Genomic DNA, 24,157 nt, shown 5'->3' on the forward strand with positions numbered 1-24,157 from the left:
TGATGAACAAGCAAACAAATATCCAAACCCCTATGCAAGACAATGCAGAAATATTGATGGCGCAACCCCGTGGTTTTTGCGCAGGAGTTGATCGGGCAATCAATATTGTCGAGGAGGCCATCACCCGTTTTGGTGCGCCGATTTATGTGCGTCATGAGATTGTTCACAACGCTTTTGTTGTGAATGATTTGCGCGAGAAGGGCGCGGTATTTGTTGAGGATCTGAATGAGGTTCCTCAGGGTGGAATTGTGGTGTTCAGTGCGCATGGGGTTTCTCAAGAGGTTCGCAGGGATGCTGAGGCACGTGGTCTTCAGGTGTATGACGCTACTTGCCCATTGGTGACTAAGGTCCATCTTGAAGTGGTCAAGATGTGCAAGGAGGACTTTACGGTATTGATGATCGGCCATGCTGGACATCCTGAAGTGGAGGGCACCATGGGCCAAGTCAAAGAAGGCGTTTACCTGATTGAAACAATCGCCGATATTGCCAGTCTGAATTTTGACGAGAATGAAAAAATTGCTTTTGTGACGCAAACCACGCTCTCCGTAGATGAGACTAAAGAAATTGTTGATGCCTTAACTAAAAAATACCCAAAGATTGTTCAGCCTCGCAAACAAGATATTTGCTATGCCACTCAAAATCGCCAAGATGCTGTCAAATTTATGGCGCCCCAAGTAGAGGTAGTTATTGTGGTTGGTAGCAAAGCAAGTTCGAACTCGAATCGCTTGCGTGAATTGGCTGAAAAGCTGGGCGTACCTGCTTACATGGTGGATGCGCCTGAGCAACTACAGGCAGAATGGTTTGCTGGTAAGAAGCGGGTGGGGCTTACTGCAGGTGCTTCAGCTCCTGAAAGTTTGGCGCAATTGATTGCAGCAAAAATTCAAGAATTTGGCCCACGCAGTGTTCGAGCCTTGGAGGGTGTTGTTGAAGATGTGACTTTTTCCCTGCCAAAGAATTTAGTGGACTAACTTCAGTAGCTCTCTCAAGGCATTACACATCTGATGAATTTCATCATCACTCACATTGAGTGCGGGCATAAAACGCAATAGATTCGGTCTTGGTGAATTAATCAACAAGCCTTCTGGGCTGCGATCGCGTGCTAGCTCAACCAATTTACCGCCAATATCACTGCTCAAAATGAGGGCGCGTAATAGACCCTCGCCACGCTCACCCTGCAAGTTAAATTCTGCAGAGATGGAGAGCAATTCTTTGCTAAGCAATTCTCCTTTTGAGCGCACGGATTCTAAGAAGCCTGGTGCTAAGAGCTGCTCAATGACGCTGATACCCACAGCAGTCATGAGCGGATTGCCGTTATAAGTGCCACCTTGATCGCCCGGCACAAAACACGCAACCGCATCGGTTGCCATTAGTGCCGCCAAGGGAACGCCACCACCAATACCCTTGCCTAAGCTCATGATGTCCGGTTCAATACCATAATGCTGGTAAGCGAATAATTTACCGGTGCGGCCACAACCAGCTTGCACCTCATCAACGATCAGAAGAATATTATTTTCTTTGGTGAATTGACGCAGACCTTGCATGAACTCTTTAGTAGTGGGAATGACACCACCCTCACCTTGAACTGGCTCAATCATCACTGCGACCGTTTTATCCGTCACCAGTTTCTTGACTGACTCTAAATCATTTAATTCTGCTTTGGGAAAGCCGGCCACTTGTGGAGCAAACATGGTGTCCCACCCCGGCTTACCGGAGGCGCTCATGGTGGCTAAAGTGCGACCATGAAAGCTGTGGTCAAACGTGATGATTTCAAAAGCACCTGATTTGTTCAGTTGCCCCCATTTACGCGCTAATTTAATAGCACCTTCATTAGCCTCTGCTCCGCTATTCGCAAAGAAGACCTTATTAAAGCAGCTGTTATTTGTCAGCAAGTTCGATAAACGAATCATGGGTTCGTTATAGAACGCAGGACTAGGATTAATCAGTTTTTTTGCTTGGCCGTTCAGGGCTTCAATCATCCCTGGATTGCTATGACCTAGACAGTTCACAGCCCAGCCTTGCAAAAAATCCAAATACCGTTTGCCATTGTTATCAGTCAGCCATGATCCTTTGCCCTCAACCATCACTATTTCTGGTCGTGGAGTAATAAACATCACTGAGTGGGCATCTATGGATTGGGCCGGCTTATTCATATCGTTTGCGTGGTGAGATCAAATGTGGTTTCTATTATCGCGCTTAGTAACTTAGTTTGTTGCAAGATCAGCGGCGCTGGTAAAGGAGTCTGCGTAGAATTCTTCCTCAGGCAAATGACATTGGGATGAAAAGTCCTGACGAGCCGCATTGACCATCACAGGCGCGCCACAGGCATAGACCTGGAACGCGGCCAAATCAGGATGATCAGCCATAACGGCTTGATGAACAAAGCCTGTGCGACCAGTCCAAGTATCTTCTGGGAGAGCTTCTGAGATCACGGGGATATATTGAAAGTCAGGAATGGCTTGAGCCCAACTTTGGCAAAGTGCATCGCGGTATAGGTCGCTAGGGCGACGTCCACCCCAATACAGTTGAATAGGGCGCTGAATTTTCTTCAGTTGCATCTGCTCAATAATCGATTTAATCGGAGCAAAGCCGGTACCCGCAGCAACAAAAATAATCGGTTTCGGAGAGGCTTCTTGTAAGAAGAAGCTACCTAATGGCCCTTCAAAACGCAGAATGTCTTTTTCTTTTAGGGCTGGCTCTGCAGCGCCAAAGACAAAATCGGTGAAGAGTCCGCCTGGTAAGTGCCGGATGTGCAACTCTAATGGACCATCCTGACCGGGCGCATTCGCAATCGAGTAAGCACGACGTTGACCGTCTTTGAGAAGAAATTCTAAATATTGACCAGCTAAAAATTGAAAGCGCTCAGCCGCTGGAAGCTGCAGCGTCAGAATGGCCACATCCTTATTTGGTATTGCAATCGAATTCACACGGCAGGGTACTTTGCGGATGGCAATGTCACTGTTGCCTTGAACCTCACGAGCCTCAATCAGGAGATCAGATTTGGGATGTGCGCAGCAAAATAAGGTGCCTCCGGCTTCCTCATCAGCTGGACTGAGTGCGGAAGTGCTGTGCTGGCCATGCTCTACTTGACCTTCTAGAATCTTGCCCTTACAGGATCCACAAGCTCCATTTTTACAGCCATAAGGCAAGGTGATACCCTGCTGCAGAGCTGCCTCTAAGAGGGTCTCATCATTCTGGACTGTAAATTGTTTGCCGCTCGCTTTGAGCGTGACTTGATAAGACACTCTCATTCCTTTCAATAAATCGTTACGATGTAACTTATGCAATCTTTTGGTAAATCTCGAATCCTGATCATCGGCTGCGGTGATATTGGTTTGCGCGTCGCCAAACAGTTAGCGCGAAGTTATCGCGTCTATGCCTTAACTTCCCAGAAAACCCGTTTTCAAGAGTTGAGAGCGGTTGGCGCAATGCCGATTTTGGGGGATCTGGATAAGCCCGATAGCTTGTGGCGCTTGAGTGGATTGGCAGAAACCGTGATTCACTTAGCACCACCCCAAAATACAGGTCATCGTGATTGCCGAACTCGCAACCTCCTCCGAATTTTAGCCCAAGGTCCTGATACTGTCAGGCGTCTGATTTATGTGAGCACTACCGGCGTCTATGGTGATCATGGAGGCGGTATGGTCAGCGAAGTGACCCCAGTAAACCCGCAAAGTGTCCGTGCTAAGCGGCGTGTCGATGCTGAAAATAGTCTGCGCTTATGGGCTCCTGCCCATGGAGTGGCGCTCACCATTCTCCGTGTGCCCGGTATCTATGCGGCAGACCGTTTGCCCGTCGAGCGCATTCAGGCCGGTACACCCGCCTTAATTGCAAGTGAAGATGCTTACTCAAATCACATTCAAAGTGATGATTTGGCCAGGTTGGTCTGTGCCGCTGTTTATCACGGCAAGCCGCAACGCGTGATTAATGCCTGCGACGGTGGTAAAACCAAGATGGGGGATTACTTCGATGAAGTGGCTGATGCCTTTGGATTGAATCGACCGCCCAGATTGCCGGGTTCGGAGCTAGAAAAAATCGTCTCTCCGATGCTCTGGTCATTTATGCGGGAGTCACGGCGCGTCACGAATGGTCGACTACACGAATTAAAAACTCCGCTACGCTATCCCAGCGTGACCGAGTTTCTGAAAACTATTTCCAAGAATCCTTGAGGCCGACAGTACGGTTAAATACTGGTTGGCCGGGTTTCGAATCGCTTTGATCGGCAATAAAATAGCCGTGGCGCTCAAACTGAAAACGATCTTCCGCTTTTACCTCGTTCATGCAAGGCTCTAAATAGGCAGTAATCGTTTGCTTGGAGTTAGGGTTAATGGCACTGAGGAAGTTTTTATCGCCACTATCGGGGTGTGGATCATTGAACAGATGATCATAGAGGCGCACTTGTGCACGTACAGCTTCTGCTGCGCTTACCCAATGAATATTGCCTTTTACTTTGTAATTATTTGAACCCGGTGTTCCACTCTTACTATCCGCAAAATGAGTGGCATTGACCTGAATCACCTGACCATTGACGTCGACTTCAAAGCCAGTACATTCAATCACGAAGCCATGACGTAAACGCACGCGTCCACCAGCTTGGTCGCCAATCGGTGGGTACAGTCTGAAGAAGCCCTTAATGGGCTCTTTCATGAAATCATCTTCTTCAATCCACAATTCTTTAGTGAAATGAAATTCGCGATTGCCCCATTCCGGATGCTGCGGATGGCGCGGCGCTGAGCAGGGCTCACTTACAGAGGCATCCAGGTTTGTAATGACGAGTTTGAGCGGCTTGAGTACGGCAGTAGCGCGCGGGGCCTTGGCTTCTAGATCATCGCGCAAGGCTTGATCGAGCGTGCTCATGTCAATCCAACTATCGGCTTTCGAGACACCAATCCGTTCACAGAACAGGCGAATACTTTCGGGCGTATAACCTCTGCGACGGATGCCTACGATGGTTGGCATCCGTGGATCATCCCAACCCTCAACATGGTTTTCTTCCACTAACTGCAGGAGCTTGCGCTTACTGGTGATGGTGTAAGTCAGATTAAGGCGGGCGAATTCATACTGATGTGGAACAGGAGTTTTGAAGATCCCCAGTTCGACTAAAGAACCCACAATCCAATCGTAGAGTGGACGATTGTTTTCGAATTCCAAGGTGCAAATAGAGTGCGAGACATTCTCAAGTGCATCTGAAATGCAGTGTGTAAAGTCATACAGGGGGTAGATGCACCACTTGTTACCAGTGCGGTGATGATCAGTATGACGAATGCGATAGACCACGGGATCGCGCATCACAATATTGGGATGCGCCATATCAATCTTTAGGCGCAGGACATGCTCACCATCTTTATATTTACCATCACGCATCTCACGAAAGAGCGTGAGATTTTCAGTGGGAGTGCGATCACGAAAGGGGCTATTTTTTCCGGCTTGACCAAAGTTGCCGCGATTCGTATGAATGTCATCAGCACTTTGACTATCGATATACGCTTTGCCATTCTGAATCAGAATTTCTGCAAACTGATAGAGCTGGTAGAAGTAATCACTCGCGTGATACAGATGGGTACCCCAATCAAATCCTAGCCATTGCACTGCATCCAGAATGCTGTCTGCGTACTCGACATCTTCCTTAACGGGGTTGGTGTCATCCAAGCGCATATTGCAGCGTGCGCCACCTGCTTGGTGGTTGTAATCGCTGGCTAAGCCAAAGTTGAGACAAATACTTTTAGCGTGGCCGATGTGAAGATAGCCATTGGGCTCTGGTGGAAAGCGGGTAATGATGGAGGGGATAGCCTGCCCATCTAGATTAGTGCGATTTTGATAGGCACCACTCGCAAGATCATGATCAATAATCTGGCGTAAAAAATTGGAGGGCTCGGAGACGGTACCGGTACCGTCAGATGTTTTAGAGGGTTTGCTGTCTTGGGACATGGCTTCATTGTAGAGAAAACCCCACCCATTAAGAAAAAAGCCCGCAAACTGCTGCGGGCTTGTTTTCAGGAGGTGCTCGAGAATTAGTCTTCTACGAAAGCCTCTTCACGGGTTTTCTTCACTGCAGGTAAGGCCACAATCACGACCAAGAGGGCTGCTGCAATGAGCAAACCTAAGGATAGTGGGCGGGTTACAAAGGTGGTGAAATCGCCACGTGACAACAATAGGGCGCGACGGAAGTTCTCTTCCATCATTGGCCCCAGCACAAAGCCGAGTAGCAATGGAGGGGGTTCGCAACCAAGCTTGAAGAAGAGGTAGCCAATAATGCCGAAAGCTGCCGTAATGTAAACATCAAACACGGTGTTGTTCACGGTATAGACACCAATACAGCAGAAGACCAAAATCGCTGGGTAAAGGAAGCGATACGGAATCTTTAAGAGCTTGACCCAAATGCCGATGAGTGGCAAGTTCAAGAGAATCAACATCACGTTACCAATCCACATAGAAGCGATCAAACCCCAGAACAAGGCTGGGTTACTGGTCATCACTTGTGGACCTGGCTGAATATTGTGAATCGTCATCGCACCAACCATCAAGGCCATCACAGCGTTAGGTGGGATACCTAGGGTAAGCAATGGGATGAAAGAGGTTTGAGCTGCAGCATTGTTCGCGGACTCAGGGCCTGCTACACCTTCAATGGCGCCTTTACCAAACTCATGGCTGTACTTAGAAGATTTCTTCTCAACAGAGTAGGCTCCAAAGGCCGCTAAAGCAGCGCCGCCGCCTGGCAAGATTCCTAAGATGGAGCCAATGGTTGTACCGCGCAAGATAGATGGGATCATCCGCTTAATATCTTGTTTGGTTGGGATCATGGTGGTCATCTTGTTTAAGAAGCCCTCATCTTCACCCGTCTTCTCAAGGTTGCCCATGATTTCAGCGAAGCCAAAAACACCCATCGCCACGGCTACGAAACCAATGCCATCACTCAACTCAGGAATATCAAATGCATAGCGTGATACGCCCGAGTTCACGTCGGTACCAATTAAGCCCATCAAAAGACCCAAAATGATCATGCCGATTGCCTTGATCAAAGAACCGGATGCCAACACAACTGCACCAATCAATCCTAAAACCATGAGAGAGAAGTACTCAGCCGGCCCAAACTTAAAGGCTAGTTGAGAAAGGGGTGTAGCAAAGGCAGCCAAAACCAAGGTAGCCACGCAACCCGCAAAGAATGAACCCATACCAGCGGTAAACAAAGCAACGCCTGCTCGACCGTTTCGGGCCATTTGGTAACCATCAATCGCCGTCACTACCGAGGACGTTTCTCCCGGGATGTTGAGCAAAATCGCAGTAGTAGAGCCGCCGTATTGCGAGCCGTAGTAAATACCGGCCAACATAATTAAGGCAGCGATTGGAGGCAGTGCATAGGTTGCTGGTAGCAACATCGCAATGGTTGCGATTGGCCCCAGACCAGGCAAAACTCCAATTAATGTTCCTAGGACGCAGCCAATAAGGCAGTACAGGAGATTTTGTAGAGTAAAGGCGGTATCAAAACCGAGGGCTAAATTAGCAAATAATTCCATTTTTCAGAGTCTCGGTTCGTTATTGTTGTAGGAATACAGGTAGAAGTGGGAATTGAAGCTTGAGGCCCACAACAAATACTGAGTAAGTAAACGCTACCAAAAAGGCGGCATTAATGGCAGTACCTTTCCAGGTAAATTCTTTACTTGCGCCGGCAGATACGAATACCAGTACTACCACGGCAACTAAAAAGCCCATTCTTGGGAGAAGTAAGCCATAAAGGACTACTGAGCCCGTGATTTGGCCAATGATCCTCCAGTTGAATTTGGGGATACTTTCAATTGCAGCAGTAGCCTTTAAGGACTGAACAAGGACTAGAAGGCCTAAAAGAGTCATCAAAACGCCAAGCCAGAATGGAAAATACCCCGGTCCCATTTTGGCCGCAGTCCCCATGGAGTATTGCGATGCCACGATGGTGAAGAAGAGGCCAATAACCATGTACATGATTCCAGCGCCAAAATCCCGTTGATTGCGAATTTTCAAGTCAAGCTCCTTATATATCGACTTAAATGCCGATCTATTTATTAATGTTGTGAGATTGTAAGTCAGGAAGGGGTGTGTTTACCAAGGGTTTGCCCTCAACTAGTGCCAATGCGATAATTATTTGTATGAAAGTCTCCCAAATTCGCCAGGCATACCTGGATTACTTCGCCCAAAACGGCCATCAAATCGTCCCCTCTAGCCCGGTAGTCCCCGGAGATGATCCCACCCTGCTATTTACCAATGCGGGTATGAACCAGTTCAAAGATGTTTTTCTGGGGTTTGATAAGCGCCCATACAGCCGCGCCACCACTGCTCAAAAATGTATTCGTGCTGGGGGCAAGCATAACGACCTCGATAACGTTGGCTATACAGCTCGTCACCATACCTTTTTTGAAATGTTGGGTAATTTCTCTTTTGGGGATTACTTCAAGAAGGATGCTATTACCTTCGCTTGGGGTCTGTTGACGGAAGTCTTCAAGCTCCCCAAAGACAAGCTCTTAGTAACGGTCTATGCCGAAGACGACGAGGCTTATGAAATTTGGAATAAGCAAATCGGTGTTCCGGCCGAGCGCATTATTCGCATCGGTGACAACAAGGGCGGGCGTTATGCATCAGATAACTTCTGGATGATGGGTGATACAGGCCCTTGTGGTCCTTGCACTGAAATCTTCTACGACCATGGTCCTCATATCGCGGGTGGTCCTCCAGGCAGTCCTGATGAAGATGGCGATCGCTATATTGAAATTTGGAATAACGTATTTATGCAGTTCAATCGCGATGAAGCGGGCAATATGAATCCATTGCCAAAGCCTAGCGTGGATACCGGTATGGGCCTTGAACGGATTGCAGCGGTGTTACAGCACGTGCACTCTAACTACGAAATCGATCTGTTCGTCAATTTACTGAAGGCTGCCAAGGAGGCGGTGGATGCCGCCGGTGGTGAAAATTGCGATCCTACCAGCCCATCCTTGAAAGTCATTGCTGACCATATTCGTGCCTGTAGTTTTATCGTGGTAGATGGCGTCATCCCTGGTAACGCGGGTCGAGGCTATGTGCTGCGTCGTATTACGCGTCGTGCAATTCGTCATGGATATAAATTAGGTGCACGCAAGCCGTTTTTCTACCAGCTCGTACCAGCGCTAGTAAAAGAGATGGGTTTGGCTTATCCAGAATTACAAGCAGCAAAAGATAAAGTGAGTGAGGTCATCAAGCAAGAAGAAGAGCGTTTCTTCCAGACGATCGCTAATGGTATGGAGATTCTGGAAGGCGCCCTTGCTGGTGGCACCAAGACTGTTGATGGTGAGACTGCTTTTCGTTTGCACGATACCTTTGGCTTCCCTTTGGATTTAACTGCTGACGTATGTCGTGAACGTGATGTCATGGTAGATGCCGAAGGTTTTGAATTGGCGATGCAAAAGCAGCGTGATCAAGCGAGAGCTGCTGGTAAGTTTAAGGTCGCTCAAGGTTTGGAATATTCAGGCAAGCCAACGCAATTTCATGGCTATGACACCCTAAAGCATGACGGTGCCAAAGTGACTGCGCTTTATGTCGATGGTTCATCCGTCCAGTCAGTAAAGGCTGGTGATGCGGCCGTCATTGTTTTAGACAGCACCCCTTTTTATGCTGAGTCAGGTGGTCAGATTGGTGACCAGGGCGAGCTGCGTAACGAGTCAGTGCGTTTTGCAGTTGCAGACACTTTCAAGATTCAGGCTGATGTGTTTGGGCATCAAGGCGAAGTTCACGAAGGTGAACTCAAAGTAGGCGATGTGCTGAATGCCTTGGTAGACGTGCAGCAAAGAACAGAAACGATGCGCAACCATAGTGCTACGCATATTCTGCACAAAGCCTTGCGTGAAGTCTTGGGCGATCATGTGCAACAAAAAGGTTCACTAGTGGATGCTAGCAAAACCCGTTTTGATTTCACGCACAATGCACCCATTACTGCCGCAGAGATTCGTCGGGTAGAGGATATTGTCAATGCGGAGATCTTAGCCAATACCGCAACCTCTGGAAAAGTCATGTCATTAGACGATGCCCAGAAAACTGGAGCCATGATGCTCTTTGGCGAGAAGTATGGTGATGAAGTTCGTGTTCTAGAAATCGGTAGCTCTAAAGAGCTTTGTGGCGGCACTCACGTAGGACGCACTGGTGATATTGGTAGCTTGAAGATTGTTTCTGAGGGGGGTGTTGCTGCTGGTATTCGCCGCGTAGAGGCGGTCACCGGTAGAAACGCGTTGAACTTCCTGCAGGGTTTAGAAGATAAGATCAATGAGGCGGCTGCGGTTCTAAAAACCCATCCGGGTGATTTAGTCAATCGCGTTACACAACTGCAAGAGAGTCTTCGTCAGGCTGAACGTGAGTTAGATAAAGTGAACTCTAAGTTAGCCGCTAGTCAGGGTGATGAGTTGGCTACCCAGGCAATCGATATCAATGGACTAAAAGTATTAGCGGCTCGTTTAGATGGCGCCGATGGCCAAGTATTGCGCGAGACCATGGATGCTTTGAAGGCGAAATTGAAAACCGCTGTGATTGTTCTTGCTTCAGTACAAGGCGATAAAGTAAGTTTGATTGCTGGTGTTACTGCAGACGCCATTGCGAAAGTAAAAGCAGGTGACCTAGTGAATTTTGTGGCCCAACAAGTTGGCGGTAAAGGCGGCGGTAAGCCAGAGATGGCTATGGCTGGCGGTAATGACCCCAGTAATTTGGGGGCAGCTTTAGCTGGCGTTCCAGATTGGGTGGCTTCTAAATGAGTGATGCGATCGAATTTAATCTCGAGGTGGATGCCATTGGCATGAATTGTCCGCTCCCAATTTTGCGCACGAAGAAAGCCTTGGCCACTATGCAATCTGGTGAAGTGCTTAAAGTCAAAGCCACAGATGCGGGGGCAGCACATGACTTCCCAGCATTCGCTAAGCAAACGGGTAACGAGCTTCTCTCCAGTTCTGCTGAAGGTGATGTTTTAGTCTTTTTTCTAAAAAGAAGGTAAGACCAAACAAAAAGTGAAAAAAGACTGAGGCCTTGAGAATTCAAGCATTAAAAAAGGCAGAAAGTGATTTCTGCCTTTTTTGCTTTTATCTCAAAAGAGATCAAGAGTAGAGTCTAAGTTAAGGAGCGACTCTTGAGATAGGAGGCAAACTCTGTCCTGACCTCGGGATGACGCAAAGCAAACTCCACAGAAGCTTTGAGATATCCCAACTTGCTGCCGCAGTCATAGCGCACGCCATCATATTCGTAAGCAAAGACCGGCTCCTCTTTAAGCAAAGAGGCAATCGCATCCGTTAATTGAATTTCACCACCAGCCCCGGGCTTGAGGTTACGAATATGCTTAAAGATGTCAGAGGATAGAACATAGCGACCTACTACTGCCAAGTTAGAAGGCGCATCTTGAGGTTGCGGCTTTTCGACGATTCCATTGAGGCGATAGATGCCCTTGGATACTTCAGCGCCTGCAACAATTCCATACGAGCTACTTTTGGCTGGATCAATTTTTTCTACCGCTACCACTGAACCATTTTGTTCATCAAATACTTTGAGCATTTGCTTGAGAACGGGCGGCTGGCCATCGAGTAAGTCATCAGCCAGGATGATGGCAAAGGGCTCGTCTCGTACGAGCTTCTCTGCGCATAAGACGGCATGACCAAGGCCTAGCGCTTCAGGTTGGCGTACATAGACGCAATCCACGTGACTTGGTTTTACGCTACGAACAATTTCCAATAGAGCCGTCTTATTTTTCGCTTCGAGCTCGGCTTCTAATTCATACGCTTTATCAAAGTGATCCTCAATTGCACGCTTGCTACGGCCGGTAACAAAAATCATTTCAGTAATGCCGGCAGCAATAGCTTCTTCTACCGCATATTGAATGAGCGGTTTATCCACCACATTGAGCATCTCTTTCGGACTAGCCTTGGTGGCTGGTAGGAAACGTGTGCCCAACCCCGCAACAGGGAAGACGGCTTTAGTAACGGCTTTAGTGCTTAATGGCATTGAAATTCCGATCTATTGAGACTTCACTTCATTCGTTCTAATTGTGCAACAAGCTTCTCATGGTTTTGCTCAAAGCCTGCTAGACGTTGTTTTTCTTGGGCAACAACCTCCTCCGGAGCCCGAGCCACAAAACTCTCGTTACCGAGTTTGCTACGCGCTTTGGTAATTTCATTTGCTAAACGCTCAATTTCTTTGCCGAGACGAATTCTCTCTGCAGCCACGTCAACCTCAATCTTAAGCAATAGCTTTAGATTGCCAACCAAGGCCATAGGTGCGTCAGGCGCATCTTTCTCTAAGGCGGACTCGTCGTCATAGATTTTGACTTCTGAAAGCTTAGCCAATGCAGTGAGGTATGGGCTTGCTTGCCTCAAGAAATCTGGCGGCCCGCTAATCCACAAAGGTACCTTGAGGGCCGGAGAGACTTGCATCTCGCCACGCAGATTACGACAAGCATCTACGATGGATTTAATTTGAGCAACCCAAGCTTCACTTTGTTCATCAATCTTATCGAGTTGGGCAGCTGGATAGGGTTGCAAAGCAATAGTTTGTTTATCTTGTTTGGCTAACTCTTTGCCCACTTTAGGTCCTACGGTTTGCCAGAGCGTTTCAGTGATAAATGGAATGAGAGGGTGGGCCATACGCAAGATCGTCTCTAGAACCCGTAACAGCGTGCGGCGGGTAGCGCGTTGTTGTGCCGGCGTTCCCGTCTGCAATTGAACCTTGGCAAGCTCTAGGTACCAGTCGCAATACTCATCCCAAACAAACTGATAAATACTCGTGGCGATATTGTCAAAACGATAGTTATGGAAGCCTTTAGCAACGTCAGCTTCTGTTTTTTGCAGTAAAGAAACAATCCATTTATCTGCCGCCGAAAAGTCTAACTGGCCCTCAGGACCGCATTGGCTATCGCAAGGGGCAAAGCCGTTCTCTTCATTACTTCCTGGGCAGTTCATTAGAACAAAGCGGGTCGCATTCCAGAGCTTGTTACAGAAATTACGATAGCCTTCGCAACGCTTTTGATCAAAATTAATATTGCGACCGAGCGATGCCATGGAGGCGAAAGTAAAGCGCAGTGCATCCGTACCAAATGCGGGGATCCCTTCCGGAAATTCTTTCTTGGTTTTTTTACTAATACTTTCAGCCTGCCTGGGATTCATCAAACCCGTCGTGCGCTTGGCAACCAAGTCTTCAATCTGGATGCCATCAATCAAATCAATTGGGTCCAAGGTATTGCCCTTGGACTTGCTCATTTTCTGGCCTTCAGCATCACGCACTAAGCCATGAACATAAACCGTGTGAAATGGCACTTTGCCAGTGAAATGGCAAGTCAACATCACCATGCGGGCAACCCAGAAGAAGATGATGTCAAAACCCGTAACCAATACTGAGGAAGGTAAGAAATGCTTGAGAGCAGGCGTCTCTTCTGGCCAGCCTAATGAGCTGAAAGGAACGAGCGCAGAGCTAAACCAGGTATCTAAGACATCGGGATCACGATGCAGTAGGCCTGCATAGCCAGAAACTGCTGCTTTAGCTTTGGCTTCTTCTTCAGAGCGCGCTACAAAGATCTGACCATCATCGCTATACCAGGCGGGGATTTGATGGCCCCACCATAGTTGACGTGAGATGCACCAATCTTGAATATTCTCCAGCCATTGGGAATAGGTGCTAATCCAGTTCTCCGGGACAAGCTTAATATCACCTTTAGTGACAGCATCTAATGCGGCACCAGCGATAGATGAGCCGGGCTGATATTGGTTATCTGGACTCGGTTTAGACACTGCTACAAACCATTGGTCGGTGAGCATAGGTTCGATGATGGTTTGGGTGCGATCGCCGCGGGGCACCATCAATTTATGAGGCTGAACCTTTTCTAATAAGCCGGCTGTATCTAGATCGGCAACAATCTGCTTGCGCGCAGCAAAACGCTCTAAGCCTTGATAAACAGCGGGGGCATTTTCATTAATCTTCGCATCTAAGGTCAGAATATTAATAAGCGGTAATTGATGACGCTGTCCAACGGCATAATCATTGAAGTCATGTGCAGGTGTGACCTTAACAACGCCAGTGCCAAAAGCGGCATCAACATAATCATCCGCAATGATAGGAATTTCTCGATTGCACAAGGGGAGATTCACAGACTTGCCAATGAGATGCTGATAGCGCTCATCTTCTGGATTTACCATCACAGCAACATCGCCTAGCAAAGTCTCTGGACGTGTGGTGGCAACGGTCAGATGTCCAGAGCCATCGACTAATGGGTAGCGAATGTGCCACATCGAGCCATCTTCTTCTTCGCTAACTACTTCTAAGTCAGATACTGCAGTACCGAGGACTGGGTCCCAGTTCACCAAACGTTTTCCGCGATAAATCAGGCCTTGCTCATGTAAGCGCACAAATACTTCCACGACGGCTTTGGACATCTTGTTATCCATCGTGAAATATTCTTTACCCCAATCAATCGAGGCACCCAGGCGACGAATTTGACGAGTGATAGTAGAGCCTGAAGTTTCTTTCCACTCCCATACCTTTTCCAGAAACTTTTCGCGACCTAAATCATGACGAGAAATTTTTTGTGCATCGAGTTGGCGCTCAACGACGATTTGCGTAGCGATACCGGCGTGATCTGTGCCAGGCACCCATAAGGTATTTTTGCCAGACATCCGAGCATGGCGAACCAAGCCATCCATGATGGTTTGGTTAAAGGCATGACCCATATGTAAGGTGCCGGTCACATTCGGTGGCGGCAGTTGAATCGAGAAATCTTCCTTACCTTCTTCTAAGGTCGCGTCGGCAATGCCTCGACGTTCCCATTCCGGACCCCAATAGGCTTCAATTGGGGCCGGTTCATAGGATTTAGCTAGCTCATCTACAGAACTGGCTAAAGGAGAATGAGGGGAGTCGGATGAATTAGGGGTATTCGAAGCATTTGGCATAAGAGGCAAATTATAATTGGGACGATGTACTCAGACCTCCTCGCAAACCTTAATCCAGAACAACGCGAGGCAGTGACCCTCCCGCCCCTGAACCCACAGGGTCAAGCCCAGTCTGCCATGATTTTGGCTGGTGCTGGAAGTGGCAAGACCCGGGTTCTCACTACCCGTATAGCTTGGTTGATCCAAACTGGCCAGGTTTCGCCGATTGGGGTCTTAGCGGTGACCTTCACTAATAAGGCTGCCAAGGAGATGATGCTGCGCTTAAGCGCGATGTTGCCAATTAATACCCGCGGGATGTGGATCGGCACCTTTCATGGACTTTGCAACCGTTTATTGCGCGCACACCATAAAGAAGCTGGTTTGCCATCCACTTTTCAAATTTTGGACACCCAAGATCAGTTATCAGCCATTAAGCGCCTTTTGAAGGGCTTGAAGGTCGATGATGAGAAATACCCCGCTAAGCAGTTGCAATACTTCATTGCGCACGCCAAAGAGCGCGGCCAACGCGCTCGTGAGCTATCGGTTGGTGATGACTTCCAGGCCAAGATGGCTCAGCTTTACGAAGCCTATGATGCGCAGTGCCAACGTGAAGGCGTGGTTGACTTTGCTGAACTCTTATTACGAAGCTATGAATTGCTAAAACACAATGAAGCGATTCGGACGCATTACCAAGAGCGCTTCCGTCATATCCTGATTGATGAGTTTCAAGATACCAATGCCTTGCAATACGCTTGGCTCAAACTTCTCTCCGGACATGATGCCAGCCGTGTCAATGTGAGTAGTGCTGGTAGCAGTGCAGTTTTCGCCGTGGGCGATGACGATCAAAGTATTTACGCTTTCCGCGGCGCAGATGTTGAGAATATGCGTCTTTACGAAAAGCAATACCACCCATTGATGGTCAAGCTAGAGCAGAACTACCGTTCACATGGTCACATCTTAGATACTGCTAATTATCTGATTTCTAATAATACGGATCGCCTAGGTAAAAATCTGCGCACGGACGCAGGTCATGGTGAACCCGTTCGCATTTACGATGCACCAAGCGATCATGCCGAAGCCGCTTGGCTGATTGATGAAATCAAAGCACTGGTTAACAGCGGCATTAAGCGCACTGAAATCGCCTTGCTTTATAGAAGTAATGCGCAGTCCCGCATCATCGAGCATGCCTTATTTTCTGCTGCTATTCCCTATCGTGTTTATGGCGGATTGCGCTTCTTTGAGCGCGCTGAAATTAAACATGCCCTAGCCTATCTTCGTCTTTTAGAAAATCCGAATGACGATACGTCTTTCTCACGAGTCGTCAATTTCCCGACACGCGGTATTGGTGCAAGATCAATTGAAGCTGTTCAAGATTCAGCCCGCGCCCAGAACAGCTCACTCTATTTAGCGGCCTCGACTTTAGATGGTAAGGCAGGTGCTGCGCTTGGTGGTTTTGTTCGTTTGGTAGATCACATGCGTGAGGCAACTCGCCATAACACTTTGCCGGAGACAGTGGAGTTTGTCATTCAGCATAGTGGACTCATTCAGCATTACCTTTCTGAGCGTGAGGGTCAGGATCGGGTAGAGAACTTACAGGAATTGATCAACGCTGCTACCGCATTTATAGCGGAAGAGGGTTATGGCCAAGACGCCACTGCCGCCACCTTGCCGGGTGAGAATGCACCAGGCATAGCGGAAGTTTCACCCTTAGCAGCGTTCCTCTCACACGCTTCTTTAGAGGCTGGTGATAATCAAGCGCAAGCGGGTCAAGACGCTGTCCAACTCATGACGGTGCACTCCGCTAAAGGCTTGGAATTCACCTCTGTATTTATTACCGGCTTAGAGGAGGGATTATTTCCTCATGAGAACAGCATCAACGAGCAGAACGGTTTAGAAGAGGAGCGACGCTTGATGTATGTGGCGATCACCCGCGCTAAGGAACGTCTGTATCTCTCGCATACCCAGTCCAGAATGCTGCACGGTCAAGTGCGCTACAACATGCCTTCTCGTTTTTTAGAGGAGTTACCTTCAGATTCATTGAAGTGGCTTACTCCAAAAGTAAAGGATGCTCGTTGGGGTGGCACTTCTGGTGGCAATGGCAATACTTGGCAAGATGGCTACACCCGTCAGCGCGAGTTTGGGTCCAATGATTTCTTCGATTCAGGTAGTGAGCGTGAGAGACCCGCTAAACAAATTGGTCGCGTTGGGTCTGCCTCTACATCAGTCACCAGAATGGCTTCACCACCACGCGGGAGCTATCCCTTCTCCATCGGCCAAAATGTGTTCCATACCAAGTTCGGTGAGGGACGAGTGACGGGCCTAGAGGGTAATGATACCGACGCGCGTGCTCAAGTGAACTTTAAGCGCCATGGCGTGAAATGGTTGCAACTCAGCATTGCCAAGCTTGCTGCTATCGATTAATTCAATTAGTTAACGCAGTAGTAGAGCTAAGCAATCAGAGTCGCTGATTCTTTTTCGGCAAAGCAGGCTTTCCAAGTAGCAAAGAAAGAGCAGTGCATCACAGTTAATCCCGCCATTGAGAGCGGGGCAATGATGAACGAGGCGGCTTGACCCAAATCGAGTGCATCAAAGATAGTCCCAATCGTGAGTGGAATGGCGATTAAGATCAGGCCCCAAACGGTAATATACAAAAAGAATGCGCCTAGATTAGACCAGCAGGCGAGCACGCTAGAAAAAAGCGCTTTCGCTACCGGCATATCCTCCCAAGCAACCAACACAGGGGAGAACCACATCAACATGGCTACAGGTATGTAGAGTAAGCCACCAAAAAAGAGAATCAGATAGATTTGCCGTACAGCTTCAGGCGTCATCTGCTTATCGCCAGTCAGTAGTGGCAGTAGCAACTCAAAATCGACCAACATACTTAAGATAAAGCTCAGAGTAATAATGAGCGCTGAGTAAACTGTGCCTAACTGCAGAATGCGCTTACGAATCACGGGTGTTGATTGGAGGGCAATTAAATATACCGTTGGGCGGATACGTTCTTTTAGAATGGCTTGTCGACAGGCTGTCATGAAGCCAACCGATAAGGTTGGTGTCAGTAATAAAACTGCAAAAACGCCAATCACGGGTACGAGTACAGCTAGCTGTGCGACAAAAACATACATGAATATCAGCATCAGAAAACCCAGAGGATTTTGTTTAAACAACCAAATACCTTGGCGTATCCAGGTGTAACCCTCTTTGGGTGCGACAGACTGTAGTTTCATATTGCTTTTCTGCTTAAGAGAATATTTTCAAAATGACGAGGGTCATGCGGCGTGAGCATCTGAGCATCGCGCGGTAAATAAAAATCCCAGAGGCGAGAAATCCAAAAACGGAGGGCTGCTGCGCGTATCATCAGCGGCCAACTCTGTTGCTCTAGATCATTTAGTGCACGAACAGTTTGGTAAGCATCCATCAGCGCCTGAAAGCGAGCTGGATCTAGATCCGATTTGTTATCTGCCAAGCACCAATCATTGACAGTCACCGCTAAATCAAATAACCACTTATCTGTACCGGCGAAATAAAAGTCAAAGAAGCCGCCCAACTGATCCTTGGACATATCTTTTTCGGCTTGAGGGTCAAAGAGCACATTGTCTCTAAAGAGATCGCAATGACTTGCACCTTGAGGAAGCGATGCATAAGCGGCTGAAGTAAAGAATTGCTCTTGGGTTGCGAGCTCGCTAGTGAGTAATTCTTTTTGCGCATTGCTGAGATGGGGCAACACTTCCGGTACCGTTTGTTTCCACCAAGCAAGGCTGCGAAGATTTTCTTGGGTATGCTGAAAGTCTACGCCCGCCAAATGCATCTTTGCAAGGTTCTCACCAACTAACGCGCAATGCACGGCTTGGGGTGCAAGTCTTGATAGGCCTGGCAGCTTGCTCACAATTGCAGCGGGCTTCCCCTTTAATGAGAACAGAATTTGTCCATGCTTATTCTCGAGTGGCTTAGGCACTGGAATGCCCTTATTAGCCAAATGCCTCATTAGCTCCAAGTAATAGGGCAATTGCTCTGCTGTTAGTCTCTCAAAAATAGTCAATACATATTTTTGATTCTTGCCATCCTTCTCTGTATCGAGAAAGAAATTCGAGTTCTCAATACCACCATGAATTCCGCGAATATCTGTGGCTCGCCCAATATCAAAATCGGTTGCGATCCAATCAGAGATATCGCTCAGTTCAATAGGAGTAAATACGGCCATAACTAAAAATGAACAGTGCGAATAATTAAATCAAGTACATCAGCGACTAGAACGGGATGCTGATGCTAGGCACGCTGATCAGATCAGTTTCTTTGGGTACGCCCGGCATGACCGTAGCTGGTGGTGCCATTTCATAGGTGGTAAAGCGTGTTTTGACATCTACCTGAGTCGGTGAATTGGCATCTTTATATTCAGTTATTTCAGTACCAGTTGCCTCTTTATGCTGAAAGCTGGGCTTACGACCTTGAGGGGCATTCGTTGCCTCAGCAGCACTGACTGGCGGTGATAATGGTAGGTTGTTGATGCGTTGAAGTTCTGATGGGCTTAAAGCCTGACTATTGCCCTGGGCTTGTGCTGAATGTAAGCCATACGAGGCAAAAGCCACTAAAAAGCTTGCAAGAACAAGGGTTTGACTCAATGAAGAGTGGAGTAAGTTTGTGAGAGCGGGCATCATTTTTTACCTTTTTAAGCCTCTTGTCAGGATTATTTGAACCTGATCAGCGGGCAGTTAGCAACTAGATTGTACGATTGCGGTATGACTAAACATAGACTCCTGTTGGTAGACGGCTCTAGCTACCTTTACCGCGCCTTTCATGCCATGCCAGACCTCAGAAATGGGGCGGGAGACCCTACTGGGGCTATCTATGGCATGGTCAATATGATGCGCCGGGCTCGTTCGGAGCTCCAAGCCGACCATATTGCCTGTGTTTTTGATGCCAAAGGGAAGACTTTTCGCGATGAAATGTACTCTGAGTACAAAGCGCACCGCTCTCCTATGCCTGAAGACTTGGTAAAGCAGATTGAGCCGATTCATGCCATGGTGAAGGCATTAGGCTGGCCAGTATTGATGGTTTCTGGGGTGGAAGCGGATGATGTGATTGGCACCTTAGCTTGTCAAGCAACGCAAGCTGGGTGGGAGACTATTATTTCCACCGGCGATAAAGATTTGGCCCAATTGGTGAATGCCTCCGTCACCCTGATTAATACGATGACCAATGAAACATTGGATATCGAAGGTGTCATTGCAAAATTTGGTGTGCCGCCAGAGCGAATTGTGGATTACCTTTCCATCATTGGCGACACAGTAGATAACGTCCCCGGTGTTCCCAAGGCTGGTCCAAAAACGGCAAATAAATGGTTGGCCGAGTTCGGAGATTTAGATCAGTTGATGGCGAACGCAGATCAGGTGAAAGGCGTTGTCGGAGAAAATCTCCGCAATAGTTTGGAGTGGCTCCCACAAGCGCGCCAACTCATTACCGTTAAAACAGATTGTGATTTATCCCCCCATTTACCTGGGCTGGATGATCTTCATGCAAAACCAGAAGACGCGCCACTCTTACGCGAACTGTTTGAGCGTTATGCATTTAAAACTTGGTTACGTGATGTGGAGAAGCAGCTGAGTGGATCGAGTATTGATGTGAGTAGTGGTTTAGATTTAGCGGGAAGCCCGATAAAAACTACATCCGAGCCTAAGGAAAGAGTTGCTAATAATCCGTTTGGTCCCACTGCTACAGCCGCTACTACGGCGCTATCTCAAGAAACTACTGACTTACAGGGCGCCATTGAAAAAAGTTACGAATGTGTTGTAGATGAGGTGGCATTAGATCGTTGGTTAAAGAAAATTGAGGGTGCGCAACTCACTGCCGTAGATACGGAAACTACTGGCCTAGATGCTCTGGCGGCAGAGCTCGTGGGTATTTCACTCTGTGTTGCCCCAGGGGATGCTTGCTATATACCGGTAGCGCATCGTAATGGGGAAGATCAACTGAGTCGTGAGTTCGTTTTGGCAAAACTCAAGCCGTGGCTGGAGAGCACTAAGCATTTCAAAGTAGGTCAAAATTTAAAATACGACAGTCATATTTTTGCGAACTATGACATCACCTTGCAAGGTATTCGGTTTGATACGTTGCTCGAGTCTTATGTGCTGGAATCGCATATGCCACATAACCTGGATAACTTGGCCGAGCGACATCTGGGCATGAAGACCATTCGCTATGAAGAGGTATGCGGTAAAGGGGTTCATCAAATTGGCTTTGATCAGGTGGATCTGAAAATCGCAACTGATTACGCTGCCGAAGACGCTGACATTACACTGCGCTTGCATTTAGCCTTATGGCCACAAATTCAGGAGAGTCCTGGGCTGCTGTATGTCTATGAAAACATTGAGATGCCGGCAATGCGCGTCTTGGGAATTATGGAGCGCAATGGTATTCGCATTGATTCAGCGCTCCTCTCCAAACAAGGCCAAGAGGTTGGTAAGCGTCTACTTGCTTTAGAGGGTGAAATTCATAAACTAGCAGGCCAGCCGTTCAACATTCAATCGCCCAAACAGATTGCAGAAATCCTATTTGGACAGTTAGCACTTCCGGTAATTAAGAAGACACCATCAGGTGCGCCATCAACGGATGAAGAGGTTTTGCAGAAGCTGGCTGAGGATTACCCTTTGCCAGCGCGCATTTTGGATTACCGTAGCTTAGCTAAATTGATGTCGACGTATATTGAGAAGTTGCCCCGCATGGCTGACGCTAAGACCGGGCGCGTACATACCAATTTTTCTCAAGCCACTGCGGTAACGGGGCGCTTAGCCTCTAGTGAACCCAATTTGCAAAATATTCCTGTTCGTACAGAGGAGGGTCGCCGTATTCGTGAGGCATTTATTCCGGCAGAAGGGTGTAAGTTACTCTCAGCCGACTATTCGCAAATTGAATTGCGCATCATGGCGCATATTGCTGAAGATGAAAATCTACTGGCTGCCTTTGCTGCTGGCAAGGATGTTCACCAGGCTACTGCTGCGGAGATTTTTAGTGTGCCATTAGAGGCCGTCACTTCAGAGCAGCGTCGTTATGCCAAGGTCATTAACTTTGGCTTGATTTATGGCATGAGCGCTTTTGGCCTCGCAGGTAACTTGGGTATTGAGCGCTCAGCCGCGCAAAACTATATTGCTAAGTATTTCGATCGCTATCCTGGAGTTGCTCAATACATGGAGCGGACTCGCCTTGAAGCCAGAGAGAATGGTTATGTGGAGACTGTCTTTGGCAGACGTCTCTGGCTACCTGAGATCAAAGGCTCTAACGGTCCCCGCCGTCAAGGTGCAGAGCGCGCAGCGATTAATGCGCCGATGCAGGGAACTGCAGCTGACTTGATTAAGTTGGCCATGATCGCAGTAGAAAACTGGCTTGAAAAAGAGCAGTTAAAGACCCGCATGTTGCTCCAAGTCCATGATGAATTGGTGTTTGACGTACCCTTAGACGAATTGGAGTTGCTGCAGAGTAAGTTACCTGACTTAATGTGTCGGGTAGCTGAACTGAAGGTTCCTTTGTTGGTGGGGATCGGGATTGGCGATAATTGGGAAGAAGCGCATTAAGAATAGGAATCTGGAGACATAAATGACTAAGAAAATACAATCAGACATACGGACAGTATCCGAAGATAGAAGAGGCTTTATTAAGGCGTCTGCGATCACCGCCACTACTATTGGGATTGGATTTGTGGCTGCCTCAGAGCCAGTGATGGCTGCTGCAATTGAAACCGATTTCACGGGCATTAAAGCGGGTGAGCAAATGATTCCGGTGGGCAGTTTTCAGATGCCGGCCTATGTCTCTCGTCCAGACAAAGCAAAGGGCTCTTTGCCCATCATCATCGTTGCGAGTGAAATCTTTGGTGTGCATGAATACATCGCAGACATCACAAGACGGTTTGCCAAATTGGGCTATCTGGCCATTGCCCCAGAATTCTTTACCCGTGCTGGTGATCCTAATGCCTATGGAACCATTGCTGAAATTCAGAAAAACATCATCGCGGTGACTCCAGACTCACAAGTAATCAATGATCTACAAGCTGCATTAGTGTGGGCTGGTAAAAATGGCGGCGACTTGAAAAAGGTAGGCGTGACTGGATTCTGTTGGGGTGGTCGGATTGTTTGGTTGTCTGCAACCCTTCCTCAAGTGCGCGCAGGTGTGGCTTGGTATGGTCGGGTCATCGGTGAAAAAACAGAAAATAGTCCACGTCATCCGGTTGATATTGCAGCCGATCTCAAAGCCCCTGTCTTGGGTTTGTATGGCGGTGCGGATACCGGTATTTCTCTGGAAAGCGTTGAGCAAATGCGCGAGGCGCTGGCAAAAGCGGCCCCTAAAAACCCAGCAGCCAAAGCCAGTCGTTTTGAAATCTATCCAGATACACCCCATGCTTTTCATGCGGACTATCGCGCAACCTATCGTGAAGGGCCCGCTAAGGATGGCTGGGAAAAGTGCCTTGCTTGGTTTAAGCAAAACGGGGTAGCGTAAGTTCTATGTCAGTACTGCAAACAATTTTATTGGTCACGGCACTAGCGGGAACCGCGAGTGTTTTAGTGGCTGCGAGTTTTTCTTTATCTTTGCTCTCAAAGATGGTTCACAGTATGGTGAGTGTATCGGTCGGGATTTTGCTAGCGACTGCCTTTTTACATTCTTTGCCTGAGGCTTTCACAATGGCTGGAGCGAGCCCGCAGTTACTATTCGCTACTTTGCTTGCCGGACTCTTGGGCTTCTTCTTACTGGAAAAAATTGCTTTATTGCGTCATAGCCATCATCACGAGGGCGATGGTCATGATCATCACCATGGTCACGATGCAGAGGTGGCGGGTCGAAGTGGCTGGATGATTTTGGTGGGCGACGGAATACATAATTTTGTCGATGGTGTTTTGATCGCAGCCGCCTTTATGGCGGATTACCAAGTGGGTATCTTCACCGCTATTGCGATCATTGCCCATGAGATTCCTCAAGAGATTGGGGATTTCATCGTGCTACTGAATGCAGGCTTCTCGCGTGCGCGTGCTTTGTTTTACAACCTCATTTGTGGATTGTCTGCAGTGCTTGGTGGTGTGTTAGCTTATTTCTTTTTAGAAAAAGCCCAAGGAGCAATGCCTTACCTTTTAGTCATTGCATCTAGTAGCTTTATTTATATTGCGGTGAGTGATCTTATTCCGCAAATGCATCGACGCCCGCATTGGGCCGAGTCTTTGCGTCAAATTATTTTGATTGCGTGTGGGGTTGGTTTTGTAATCTCACTATCACTACTGCATTAGAGT

The 24,157-nt window shown here is 48.0% G+C and carries 18 protein-coding genes; 8 read left to right on the top strand and 10 right to left on the bottom strand.

The genetic code is table 11. The annotated features are described in order from the left end of the window. The first annotated feature begins 2 nt into the window (after positions 1 to 2). The gene (ispH, locus tag ICN15_RS01595) at positions 3 to 968 is read left to right on the top strand and encodes a 4-hydroxy-3-methylbut-2-enyl diphosphate reductase (RefSeq protein WP_255532826.1); all 966 of its coding nucleotides are present in this window, start codon (positions 3 to 5) and stop codon (positions 966 to 968) included. Here ispH and ICN15_RS01600 read toward each other — a convergent pair. Next, the gene (locus tag ICN15_RS01600) at positions 957 to 2,150 is read right to left on the bottom strand and encodes an acetylornithine transaminase (protein WP_216200768.1); all 1,194 of its coding nucleotides are present in this window, start codon (positions 2,148 to 2,150) and stop codon (positions 957 to 959) included. The genes ispH and ICN15_RS01600 overlap by 12 nt on opposite strands. Before the next feature lie 51 nt (positions 2,151 to 2,201). Continuing rightward, positions 2,202 to 3,242 carry a 2Fe-2S iron-sulfur cluster-binding protein gene (locus ICN15_RS01605; protein ID WP_216200770.1) on the bottom strand — a complete coding sequence of 347 codons (1,041 nt, stop codon included), beginning with the start codon at positions 3,240 to 3,242 and terminating at the stop codon, positions 2,202 to 2,204. 36 nt (positions 3,243 to 3,278) lie between these two features. On the opposite strand from ICN15_RS01605, the gene ICN15_RS01610 reads away from it, so the two are divergent. Continuing rightward, positions 3,279 to 4,166, top strand: coding sequence for an SDR family oxidoreductase (locus ICN15_RS01610; RefSeq protein WP_216200772.1), 888 nt, complete (start codon positions 3,279 to 3,281; stop codon positions 4,164 to 4,166). Here the strand turns inward: ICN15_RS01610 and ICN15_RS01615 are convergent. The 3 genes from ICN15_RS01615 to ICN15_RS01625 form a co-directional block, all read right to left on the bottom strand. Beyond that, entirely contained in the window at positions 4,147 to 5,925 is a 1,779-nt protein-coding gene (locus tag ICN15_RS01615) for a glutamine--tRNA ligase/YqeY domain fusion protein (RefSeq protein ID WP_216200773.1), read from the bottom strand. The genes ICN15_RS01610 and ICN15_RS01615 overlap by 20 nt on opposite strands. Positions 5,926 to 6,008: 83 nt before the next feature. Continuing rightward, positions 6,009 to 7,511 (bottom strand): tripartite tricarboxylate transporter permease, encoded by a 1,503-nt coding sequence (locus tag ICN15_RS01620; protein WP_216200775.1) that lies wholly within the window; start codon positions 7,509 to 7,511, stop codon positions 6,009 to 6,011. A 19-nt stretch (positions 7,512 to 7,530) separates the two neighbouring features. Then, on the bottom strand, positions 7,531 to 7,992 hold the full coding sequence (locus tag ICN15_RS01625) for a tripartite tricarboxylate transporter TctB family protein (RefSeq protein WP_216200777.1): 462 nt from the start codon (positions 7,990 to 7,992) through the stop codon (positions 7,531 to 7,533). A gap of 125 nt (positions 7,993 to 8,117) precedes the next feature. Between ICN15_RS01625 and alaS the strand changes: the two genes are divergently transcribed. Next, positions 8,118 to 10,742: an alanine--tRNA ligase gene (alaS, locus tag ICN15_RS01630; protein ID WP_216200779.1), complete on the top strand. Its 2,625-nt coding sequence runs from the start codon at positions 8,118 to 8,120 to the stop codon at positions 10,740 to 10,742. A gap of 8 nt (positions 10,743 to 10,750) precedes the next feature. Beyond that, positions 10,751 to 10,978 (top strand): sulfurtransferase TusA family protein, encoded by a 228-nt coding sequence (locus tag ICN15_RS01635; protein ID WP_216201495.1) that lies wholly within the window; start codon positions 10,751 to 10,753, stop codon positions 10,976 to 10,978. Positions 10,979 to 11,091: 113 nt separating this feature from the next. On the opposite strand, the gene galU is transcribed toward ICN15_RS01635, so the two are convergent. Together galU and ICN15_RS01645 are read right to left on the bottom strand one after the other, a co-directional pair. After that, a complete protein-coding gene (gene galU / locus ICN15_RS01640; protein ID WP_216200781.1) occupies positions 11,092 to 11,976 on the bottom strand; it encodes a UTP--glucose-1-phosphate uridylyltransferase GalU in 885 nt (294 codons plus the stop codon). A 23-nt stretch (positions 11,977 to 11,999) separates the two neighbouring features. Next, positions 12,000 to 14,909: a valine--tRNA ligase gene (locus ICN15_RS01645; protein ID WP_216200783.1), complete on the bottom strand. Its 2,910-nt coding sequence runs from the start codon at positions 14,907 to 14,909 to the stop codon at positions 12,000 to 12,002. A gap of 24 nt (positions 14,910 to 14,933) precedes the next feature. On the opposite strand from ICN15_RS01645, the gene ICN15_RS01650 reads away from it, so the two are divergent. Next, positions 14,934 to 17,309 (top strand): UvrD-helicase domain-containing protein, encoded by a 2,376-nt coding sequence (locus ICN15_RS01650; protein ID WP_216200786.1) that lies wholly within the window; start codon positions 14,934 to 14,936, stop codon positions 17,307 to 17,309. 26 nt (positions 17,310 to 17,335) lie between these two features. On the opposite strand, the gene ICN15_RS01655 is transcribed toward ICN15_RS01650, so the two are convergent. The 3 genes from ICN15_RS01655 to ICN15_RS01665 are packed head-to-tail and all read right to left on the bottom strand — an operon-like array spanning position 17,336 to position 19,546. After that, a complete protein-coding gene (locus tag ICN15_RS01655; RefSeq protein ID WP_216200787.1) occupies positions 17,336 to 18,118 on the bottom strand; it encodes a BPSS1780 family membrane protein in 783 nt (260 codons plus the stop codon). Beyond that, positions 18,115 to 19,092 carry a homoserine kinase gene (locus ICN15_RS01660; protein WP_216200789.1) on the bottom strand — a complete coding sequence of 326 codons (978 nt, stop codon included), beginning with the start codon at positions 19,090 to 19,092 and terminating at the stop codon, positions 18,115 to 18,117. Before ICN15_RS01660 ends, ICN15_RS01655 begins: the two co-directional genes overlap by 4 nt. A gap of 46 nt (positions 19,093 to 19,138) precedes the next feature. After that, positions 19,139 to 19,546: a hypothetical protein gene (locus ICN15_RS01665; protein WP_255532828.1), complete on the bottom strand. Its 408-nt coding sequence runs from the start codon at positions 19,544 to 19,546 to the stop codon at positions 19,139 to 19,141. A gap of 81 nt (positions 19,547 to 19,627) precedes the next feature. On the opposite strand from ICN15_RS01665, the gene polA reads away from it, so the two are divergent. From polA to ICN15_RS01680, 3 genes are read left to right on the top strand one after another with little or no spacing between them, the layout of a single operon-like run. After that, positions 19,628 to 22,456, top strand: a complete 2,829-nt coding sequence (polA, locus tag ICN15_RS01670; protein WP_216200791.1) for a DNA polymerase I — start codon at positions 19,628 to 19,630, stop codon at positions 22,454 to 22,456. Positions 22,457 to 22,478: 22 nt separating this feature from the next. After that, entirely contained in the window at positions 22,479 to 23,375 is an 897-nt protein-coding gene (locus ICN15_RS01675) for a dienelactone hydrolase family protein (RefSeq protein WP_216200793.1), read from the top strand. Between the two features lie 5 nt (positions 23,376 to 23,380). Next, a complete protein-coding gene (locus ICN15_RS01680; protein ID WP_216200795.1) occupies positions 23,381 to 24,154 on the top strand; it encodes a ZIP family metal transporter in 774 nt (257 codons plus the stop codon). Positions 24,155 to 24,157: the final 3 nt, after the last annotated feature.

This window comes from Polynucleobacter sp. CS-Odin-A6, assembly GCF_018882095.1.
Taxonomy (GTDB): Bacteria; Pseudomonadota; Gammaproteobacteria; order Burkholderiales; family Burkholderiaceae; genus Polynucleobacter.